10 protein-coding genes are annotated in these 8,662 nt (G+C 66.5%); 6 read left to right on the forward strand and 4 right to left on the reverse strand.

Annotated features, from left to right (window positions below; all coding sequences use genetic code 11):
* Positions 1-1,068 (forward strand): AMP-binding protein (locus tag JT362_RS35185; protein WP_260196288.1); only part of this gene is annotated, 1,068 nt, incomplete at its 5' end.
* Complete coding sequence (locus JT362_RS35190; RefSeq protein WP_311202794.1) at positions 1,028-1,951, forward strand: mycofactocin-coupled SDR family oxidoreductase; 924 nt, start codon at positions 1,028-1,030, stop codon at positions 1,949-1,951. The genes JT362_RS35185 and JT362_RS35190, both read left to right, overlap by 41 nt.
* Before the next feature lie 11 nt (positions 1,952-1,962).
* Here the strand turns inward: JT362_RS35190 and JT362_RS35195 are convergent, their stop codons facing one another.
* The gene (locus JT362_RS35195) at positions 1,963-3,012 is read right to left on the reverse strand and encodes a class I SAM-dependent methyltransferase (protein WP_260196289.1); all 1,050 of its coding nucleotides are present in this window, start codon (positions 3,010-3,012) and stop codon (positions 1,963-1,965) included.
* A 14-nt stretch (positions 3,013-3,026) separates the two neighbouring features.
* Positions 3,027-3,254 carry an MbtH family protein gene (locus JT362_RS35200; RefSeq protein ID WP_260196290.1) on the reverse strand — a complete coding sequence of 76 codons (228 nt, stop codon included), beginning with the start codon at positions 3,252-3,254 and terminating at the stop codon, positions 3,027-3,029.
* A gap of 84 nt (positions 3,255-3,338) precedes the next feature.
* Between JT362_RS35200 and JT362_RS35205 the strand changes: the two genes are divergently transcribed.
* From JT362_RS35205 to JT362_RS35215, 3 genes are all read left to right on the forward strand, one after another.
* The gene (locus tag JT362_RS35205; RefSeq protein ID WP_260196291.1) at positions 3,339-4,292 is read left to right on the forward strand and encodes a chlorinating enzyme; all 954 of its coding nucleotides are present in this window, start codon (positions 3,339-3,341) and stop codon (positions 4,290-4,292) included.
* Positions 4,293-4,356: 64 nt separating this feature from the next.
* Positions 4,357-5,310, forward strand: coding sequence for a fatty acid desaturase family protein (locus tag JT362_RS35210; protein WP_260196292.1), 954 nt, complete (start codon positions 4,357-4,359; stop codon positions 5,308-5,310).
* A gap of 1 nt (position 5,311) precedes the next feature.
* Positions 5,312-6,433 carry an aminotransferase class I/II-fold pyridoxal phosphate-dependent enzyme gene (locus JT362_RS35215; RefSeq protein ID WP_260196293.1) on the forward strand — a complete coding sequence of 374 codons (1,122 nt, stop codon included), beginning with the start codon at positions 5,312-5,314 and terminating at the stop codon, positions 6,431-6,433.
* Positions 6,434-6,470: 37 nt separating this feature from the next.
* Here JT362_RS35215 and JT362_RS35220 read toward each other — a convergent pair whose 3' ends face one another.
* Complete coding sequence (locus tag JT362_RS35220; protein WP_260196295.1) at positions 6,471-7,229, reverse strand: class I SAM-dependent methyltransferase; 759 nt, start codon at positions 7,227-7,229, stop codon at positions 6,471-6,473.
* A gap of 146 nt (positions 7,230-7,375) precedes the next feature.
* Here JT362_RS35220 and JT362_RS35225 point away from each other — a divergent pair, with 146 nt between their 5' ends.
* Positions 7,376-7,588: an MbtH family protein gene (locus tag JT362_RS35225; RefSeq protein ID WP_260196296.1), complete on the forward strand. Its 213-nt coding sequence runs from the start codon at positions 7,376-7,378 to the stop codon at positions 7,586-7,588.
* Between the two features lie 3 nt (positions 7,589-7,591).
* Here JT362_RS35225 and JT362_RS35230 read toward each other — a convergent pair.
* Positions 7,592-8,662, reverse strand: a 1,071-nt coding sequence (locus JT362_RS35230) for an AMP-binding protein (RefSeq protein WP_260196297.1), incomplete at its 5' end; no start/stop codon positions are given.

The following is an 8,662-nucleotide window of genomic DNA, read 5'->3' on the forward strand; positions in this document are numbered from 1 at the left end:
ATCCGGCACCGCAACGTTCTCGCTCTCATCGATGCCGCTCAGTCCCGTATGGACTTCGGTTCCACCGATGTCTGGTCCCTGTTCCACTCCTTCAGCTTCGACGTTTCGGTATGGGAGATGTGGGGGCCGTTGCTGACGGGCGCTCGGATCGTCCTCGTCCCGCAGGACGCGCGACTGGACCCACATACCTTCGTCACGTTCCTGGCCCACGCCAGAGTCACGATGCTCAACATCGTCCCGTCGGTCTTCCGGCACCTCGTCGCGACAGGTAGAGGCCCACAGAGCGAGCTGGCGGTCCGTCAGGTCGTGTTCGCCGGGGAGGCGGTCGATCCCGTCGCGGTCTCGACCTGGCTGTCGACACTGCCCGACCGTCGACGACCAGCGGTGGCGAACATGTACGGGATCACCGAATCGACCGTCCACGTCACCCTCCGGCAGATGACCGACATCGACTTCACCCGCACCGGACCCGGCACCCTGATCGGCACACCCCTGCCCCACGTCCGAATGCGACTCGTGGACCAACAACTGCGACCGGTCAAACCCGGAGACGTCGGCGAGATCCTCCTCGACGGTCCCGGAGTGAGCGAAGGCTACCTCGGCCGCCCGGAACTCAACCGCGAACGCTTCCCCACCCTCACCACCGACGGGCCGGCCGAACACTGCTTCCGCACCGGCGACCTCGCCAGCTGGGACCAGACCACCGGCAGCTACGTCTACCGAGGACGCATCGACAACCAGATACAACTCCACGGCCACCGCATCGAGTTGGGTGAGGTCGAAACAGCACTGCGGGCCTGCCCCGGCGTGTTCGACGCCGCCGTGGTCCTCCACCGACCTCCAGGACGCGACGCCAGCCTGCTCGCCCACGTCGTCACAACGCCGCCCGCCGACGACCCCGAACACACCCGCCGAACCATTCGGGAGATCAGACGCAACCTGACCAGCATCCTGCCCCGACACATGATCCCCCAACACATCCGACTCGTAGCGGACCTGCCGCGAACCGAATCGGGCAAGACGGATCGTGGTGCTCTTGTTCCGCGATCGCAGCAGGCGAACCGGTAGGGGCGACGAGCAGTTTCGAGTAGTCTGTGACCGGGTCCGAAACCATTCGACGTCAGGGGAAGATGTGTCGCGTCTCGAAGGCAAGGTCGCTTTCATCACCGGGATCGGCCGGGGCCAGGGCCGTAGTCACGCGGTGCGGTTGGCGTCCGAAGGTGCGGACATCATCGGCGTCGACATCTGCCACGACATCGACTCCACGGCTTATCCGATGTCCACAAAGGATGACCTGGACGAAACGGTCCGGCAGGTGGAGGCACTTGGCCGGCGCATAGTCGCCCGCGTCGCGGACGTACGTGACTCCGCGGCGTTGCGGCAGGCGGTGCAGGAGGGTGTCGAGCAGCTCGGACGCCTGGATTTCGCCGTGCCGAACGCCGGCATCAGCACCGCACACTTCAAGATAACGACGCCGGAGCAGGACGAGCAGGCGTGGAACGATGTCATCGCGGTGAACCTGACCGGAGCCTGGAACTCCGTGCAGGCCGCCATTCCCTACATCGTCGCCGGTGGCCGGGGCGGCTCGATCGTCTTCATCGGCTCGACGGCGGGGCTGCGTGGCGTGGGCGCCGGCGGGTACACGGCGGCCAAGCACGGCATCGTCGGCATCATGCGTGGCCTGGCCAACGAGCTGGCCGAGGACAACATCCGCGTCAACGCCGTGCACCCCACTGCGGTCAACACCCTGATGGCCACCAACGAGGGGATGCAGGCGTACCTGGCCGACCAGGTCGCGAACGGCTCGCACCACCTGAACGCGCTGCCGGTCGAGCTGTTGGAGCCGGCCGACGTCAGCGCCGCCATTGCGTTCCTCTGCTCGGACGAAGGCCGCTACATCACCGGCACGAACCTTCCGGTCGATGCGGGATTCGTGAACCGGGTCGACTGACCGGCCCGGGATCAGCGCGCGTGCTGTAGGCACAGCACAATGCTCTGCACTTCCACGACTCCGCGTTCGGCGAGTGCGTCGTGATAGGCGTCCCGCTCGGTTCCGTCCGCGAGGAGGGTGCGTTGCGGTAACCGACGTGCGCGGATCATGTCCCGGCTCAGCGAGTACGGCGACGAACTGTCGACCATGGTGTCGAACCGCCAACCGTCCAGATCGGGGATCATCCGGCGAAGCAGGCCCTCGAGGGAGCCGTCCCCGGCGGTGACCTCGACATCGCACCAGACCTGTGCGACGCCCCGCGGGTCGAGAAGGTCACGAAGCGTGGTGTTGACGAACGCGAAGGCCGTCGCGCTGTCCGGAGCGTTGAACGCGATCCGCGAATAGGTGCCCGGGTCGGTATAAGTGGTGCAGTCACCGAGAACGTACTGGGCGTCGACGCCGTTGAGCGTCGCGTTCGCGGCGGCGTACGCCAGTGACCGGTGACTGGTGTCGACGCCCACTCGTCGCGCACAATCGAAATCGAGGAGTTGGGACTGGCAACCGGTCCCGCATCCCATGTCGAGAAACGATTCGCCCGGGACGTCGAGTTGCTGGACGCCGCGGCGTAGTTCGATCGACGAGGCGTGCGGCGGCATACAGATGTCGTCGGCCCAGTTGCGCGTCAGTCCGTCGGGACCGTTCTCGAACAGTCGGTCGGAGAGGAAAAGCCGGTTCGCGTATTCGGTAATGGCTACCGTGCCGCGCCGGTGCGAGGTGGGCAGGCTTTCGACGAGTTCGAGTTCGGCGAGCAGCGCGGCGAGTTCCGGGTCGAGGCGTTGCCAACGTTCCTCGGGAACCTCTCCGCACAGCAGGAACAACTCGAACAATATCGCGGCCTCGTCGTCGACCCGGGACAGCTTGTCGCGGTAGTACAGCGAGTGCCGGGCAATATCGGACAGAATGACGTCCACCGATGCCTTGAGCCCGAGCAACGCACGCAGGCGCTGCGATTCGTAGCCGGCCAGGCGAAGCCGCTTACCGAGCCGGCCGAGCGAATCGCGGTCGGCCAATGAGTCGATCATCCGAATCCCCGGGATCAGTTGCGGTCGACGCCCTCACGAGCGTCCATCGCCTGCCGCAGGCTGCTGGGCCGCATGTCGGTCCAGACCTCGCCGATGTGGTCAAGGCACTCGTCCTTGCCGCCCGTGTGACCGGCCTCGGTCCAGCCGGCCGGTAGCGGTCGGCCGGCGAGCCAGATCGAGTACTGCCCCTCATCGTTGACCACGACCGAGTACGTACGGTTGTCCTCGTCGACGTCGCCCACAACCCGCCTTCCGCCCCTGGATCCCGAATTTCGGCCGATCATATACTACCCCGCAACCCGTCGATCGTGATATGATCATGCACAATGACGAACAACGGCGCGGGCGGTCACTTCGCCTTGTCTCAGGAACAACGGGAACAGTTCGATCGGGACGGCTTCATCGGCCCGGTTCAGATTTACGAGCCTGAGGAAATGGAGGAGCGCTGGCGGACCGTGCGGCGTCAACTCGTCGATCGGTCTCATGCCATCTACTCCACGGATGCCCGGAGTTCGGCGACCAACATCGCGAATTACGACCGCCATCTGGATCTTGATCTGCTCTCGGAGCACGTCATGAATCCCAGAATCGTCGACCGGGTGGCGTCGATTCTCGGCCCCGATGTCCTGTGTTGGCGCACCGAGTTCTTCCCCAAGTACGCCGGCGACGAGGGAACGGACTGGCACCAGGCGGCCACCTTCGCGAACGCCAGCAAGAGGCCGCAGATCGCGTGGCCGGCGGAGGACGGCGAGCCGGCGTTCGGCGGCACCATCACGGTGTGGACGGCGTTCACCGACTCCACCCTGGAAAACGGCTGTCTCCAGCTGATGCCGGGGACCCATCACCACATGAACTACGACGAGTCGAAGCCCATGGACTATCGACCCGAAACGCTCAACAGCACGGTGAAAGAAGGAGTCAAGCGGGGCTTCTTCGGCTACGACTACCGGCAGCTGCAGAAGGATCCCGACTGGAAGCCGGACGAGTCCCAGGCGTTCCCGCTGGTCATGAAGCGTGGGGAGGCGGTCATCTTCTGGTCCACTCTCATGCACGCGTCCCTGCCACACACCGGGAGCGTGCGCGATTACCGCATGGGATTCGCGGCCCGCTACGTACCGACCAAGGTCAGGGTCTACCCGGACACCGGCGGCGTCGCCGAGTACGGCGGCGAAATCGATCTGTCCAAGTACGGCGCCGTGCTCGTCTCCGGCGTCGACGACTACGGCTTCAACCGAATCGCGACCGAGAACCAGCGCGGCTACTCGTTCCGCACCCGCTAGCCCACGATCACTCCACACAGGACCCCGCAGCTCAATGCCCGCTTTCGCAGAGGATTGACCGTTCATGACGCTCTGGAAGCACAGCCGCAAGGACGCGATACTGGTGGCCATCACCGTGGTGCAGTTCGCCACCACGTTCACGCTGGCGAGCACGTGGGACCTCATGTCGCTCTGGGGACGGATCGCCGGCGGGGTCCTGCTCACCGTCATGATGGCCTACAACATCATTGTCGTGTCCCACCTGTTCACCCATGTGCCGTGGTTCGTGAGCCGCAAGCTCAACGCGGTCGTGTCGGTCGTCAACTCGGTGAACATCGGCCAGTCGGTGCAGGCGTACGAGCTGACGCATGTCCGCAATCACCACCGGTACAACAACGACCGCCCCGAGGCGGGCGGTTCGACCCGCGATCGCTCGTCGACGTACCGCAACGGGAAGGACGGGCAGCACGAGCCGCTCCTGCCCTACGTGCTGCGCGGAGCGGTGGAGTCGACCGTCGGCCGGTTCGTTGAGCTGGCCGCGATCGTTCGGCTGTGGCGGGTGAGTGCCCGCGAGACGAACCTGCTCGCCCTGGCGTCCAAGAAGCCGGACCGGCGCCGTCGGGAACTGCGCCAGCTCCAGGTCGACCGTGCCGCCCACTCCCTGGCGCTGGTCGGCCTCGCGGTGATTTCCTGGCAGTGGACGGTGATGGTCTACCTGCCGGCGTTCTTCTGCGCGCTGGCGCTGGTGAACGTGCAGAACTACTACCGTCACTACGGAGCGAACCCGGACTCCCGCATGACCGACTCGGTCAGCCACTACGGCCGGTTCTACAACCTCCTCACGTTCAACGACGGCTACCACCAGGAACACCACCTGAGCCCGGCTACCCACTGGTCGCAGATGCCCGCGATCAACGCCCGGCACCAGGAACGACTGGCCGCTCAGCCGCGCATCATCAGCCCGGTACCGGCGATGCTCGGCTTCCTCGACCGGCGCCGGTCGCTGCTGCACGAGGGCCGGACGCAGGACGCGAGCTGACGTGATCCCGAACCGCTGCGAGATCGAGGACTTCTTCGGCCGGTGGGACCCCGAGGTCAAGTACCACGCCTGTGCCTCGGACGTCGACCCGCTGTCCCTCCGCGAGCTGCTGGAGCTGGCCGACGCCGACACCAGGGCACTGTGGGACGGGCTCGAACTCGGTTACACCGAGACCACCGGCCATCCACTGCTTCGCGAGGCGATCGCCGACCAGTACCCGGAGATCTCGGCCAACGAGGTCACCGTGTGCGCCGGCGGCGCGGTCGAGGCGTTGTTCCTGCTCGCGCACACCCTGCTCGGCCCGGGAGACCACGCGGTCGTGGTGTGGCCGGCCTTCGAGTCACTGCACCGCATCGCGCCGTCGCTCGGCGCCACGATCACGGCCGTCGAGCTGGACGCCGACAACGAGTGGCACCTCGACCTCGGCGCCGTGCGGAAGGCGCTGCGGCCGAACACCCGCGCGCTGTTCGTCAACTTCCCGCACAATCCGACCGGTGCACTGCCCAGTCACGCCGAGTTCGCCGAGCTGCTCGCGATGGCCGGCGACGCCGGGGTCACGGTCGTCTCCGACGAGGTCTACCGCTACCTGGAGTACGACGACGCCGACACTCTTCCCGCGGCCTGCGACCTGGACGAGCGCGCTGTCAGCGTCGGGGTGATGTCCAAGGCGTACGCCCTGGCGGGGCTGCGCATCGGGTGGCTCGCGACCCGCGACCAGGCCATCACCGACGCGGCCCGAACCCTCAAGGACTACACGACGGTGTGTTCCTCGGCGCCGGCCGAGATCCTGTCGCTGATCGCGCTGCGGGCGCACGATCGCCTGATCGAGCGCAGCCGGACGATCATCAAGGCCAATCTCGCCCACGCCGAGTCGTTCTTCGGCCGGCATCGCGACACGTTCGCCTGGGCGGCGCCGGCCGCGGGCATGCTCGCGTTCCCGCGGCTGCTGCTACCCACCCCGGTCGAGGACTTCGTCACCGATCTTGTCCGCGACCAGGGTGTCCTGCTACTACCCGGCACCGTCTTCGACACCACCGACAACCGGTTCCGCGTCGGGCTCGGACGTTCGGCACTGCCGAAGGCCTTCGACCGGATGGACGAGTTCCTCGCCGCCCGCGGGTGACGAAGGTGCACACCGACGCACGTCCGGTGTTTCGGGTTCAGGGGTTCCGCAACAGGAAGACCCGAGGCTCGAGCTTCCCGATCATCTGGTAGACGCCCCACAGGGCATTGCCGAGCTCGATGCGGTAGTCGACATCTCCGAGCTCGGCACGTAGTTGTTCGGACTTGCGGATCAGTCGTGCCGCGTACAACAGCTGCCGCGACGTCACGCCGTCACCGTCCTCTTCCCACGCCTCACGCCATTCCGAGCCGATGACGTCGTCCGACTCGATGGTGAAACCGGCCGCCAGCGCCCGCCGCCGGAAGTCGTCCGGGGACATGCGCTCGGGCGCGACGGCCAGGTCGGTGTAGAGCTGGGCTCGCTCGAGCGGCTCGAGGCGCTCGGTGGCAAAGGTCTGGTACAGCAGCAGGTGTCCGCCGGGTTTGAGCACGCGCCGAGCCTCGGCCAGTGCCTGGTCGGCACCGACGACATGGAAGAACATGTCGCGGCTGAAGACGAGGTCGAACTCGCCGTCGGAGGCGGGGATCTCCTCCATCACGCCGGGCCGGATCGTCACCCTGCCGCCGAACGGGTGCTCGGCAACGGCGGCCTTCGCCTGCACGTTGTTGCTCGCCAACGGATCCACCGAAACGGCGTCGCAGCCGAACATCGTGACCAGCGCGAGTGAGTGCGACGCGTCGCGCCCGCCGATGTCGAGCACGAGATCCCCCGGCCCGATGTCCAGGTCGTCGACCATTTCGTACAGCATGCCGGGCCGTCGGGGGGCATAACTGCGACTCTGCGCCCGCTCGGGCACGTCGAGGTAACCGAGCGGGTACATGTCCTCGATCGTGATCGGATCGGACTCTGCCATCGGTCACTCCATTCGCGCCGCGGCCAGCCTAGTGCCCGGCCGGAACGATAGGCTTGTGCCATCTGGTGAAGAACCCACGGAGGCAGGTCGTGAGCGAGGTCGACGAGGACAACCGGGCCTACTCGGTCGTGGTCAACGATGAGGAACAGTACTCGATCTGGCTCGCCGGTCGACCACTGCCGGCCGGCTGGACCGAAGTCGGGCACACGGGCGGCAAGGACGAGTGCCTGGACCACATCGCCGAGGTCTGGACCGACATGCGCCCCAGGAGCCTGCGGCAGGCGATGGACGCTCGCGGGTAGCTTTCACCGCTCCGCGGGGAGGGAAGGCGGAACAAGAGCACCACGATCCGTCTTGCCCGATTCGGTTCGCGGCAGGTCCGCTACGAGTCGGATGTGTTGGGGGATCATGTGTCGGGGCAGGATGCTGGTCAGGTTGCGTCGGATCTCCCGAATGGTTCGGCGGGTGTGTTCGGGGTCGTCGGCGGGCGGCGTCGTGACGACGTGGGCGAGCAGGCTCGCGTCACGCCCCGGAGGGGTGTGCAGCACCACGGCGGCGTCGAACACGCCGGGGCAGGCCCGAAGCGCCGTTTCGACCTCACCCAACTCGATGCGGTGGCCGTGGAGCTGCACCTGGTTGTCGATGCGTCCTCGGTAGACGTAGCTGCCCGTGGTCTCGTCCCAACTGGCGAGGTCGCCGGTGCGGAAGCAGTGCTCGTCCGATCCGTCCGCGGTGGCCACGACGGGGAACCGCTCGCGGTTGAGTTCCGCGCGGCCGAGGTAGCCTTCGCTCACTCCGGGACCGTCGAGGAGGATCTCGCCGACGTCCCCGGACTGCACCGGCCGCAACTGTTGGTCCACCAGTCGCATTCGGACGTGGGACAGAGGTGTGCCGATCAGCGTGCCGGCCCCGCTGCGCGAGAAGTCGATGTCGGTCATCTGCCGAAGAGTCACGTGCACGGTCGATTCGGTGATCCCGTACATGTTCGCCACCGCTGGTCGTCGACGGTCGGGCAGCGTCGACAGCCAGGTCGACACCGCGACCGGATCGACCGCCTCCCCGCCGAACACGACCTGACGCACCGCCAGCTCGTCCTGCGGACCTTCACCCGACATGACGAGATGCCGGAAGACCGACGGGACGATGTTGAGCATCGTGACTCGAGCGTGGGCCAGGAACGTGACGAAGGCCTGCGGGTCCAGTCGCGCGTCCTGCGGGACGAGGACGATCCGAGCGCCCGTCAGCAACGGCCCCCACATCTCCCACACCGAGAAGTCGAAACTGAAGGAGTGGAACAGGGACCAGACATCGGTGGAACCGAAGTCCATACGGGACTGAGCGGCATCGATGAGAGCGAGAACGTTGCGGTGCCGGAT

This window comes from Actinophytocola gossypii (assembly GCF_025165815.1).
In the GTDB taxonomy this organism is placed as follows: domain Bacteria; phylum Actinomycetota; class Actinomycetes; order Mycobacteriales; family Pseudonocardiaceae; genus Actinophytocola; species Actinophytocola gossypii.

Coding starts and splice junctions, on each gene's coding strand:
- JT362_RS35195 (WP_260196289.1), bottom strand. CDS start 3,012: ATGATCGACTCATTGGCCGACCGCGATTCGCTCGGCCGGCTCGGTAAG.
- JT362_RS35205 (WP_260196291.1), top strand. CDS start 3,339: ATGACGAACAACGGCGCGGGCGGTCACTTCGCCTTGTCTCAGGAACAA.
- JT362_RS35210 (WP_260196292.1), top strand. CDS start 4,357: ATGACGCTCTGGAAGCACAGCCGCAAGGACGCGATACTGGTGGCCATC.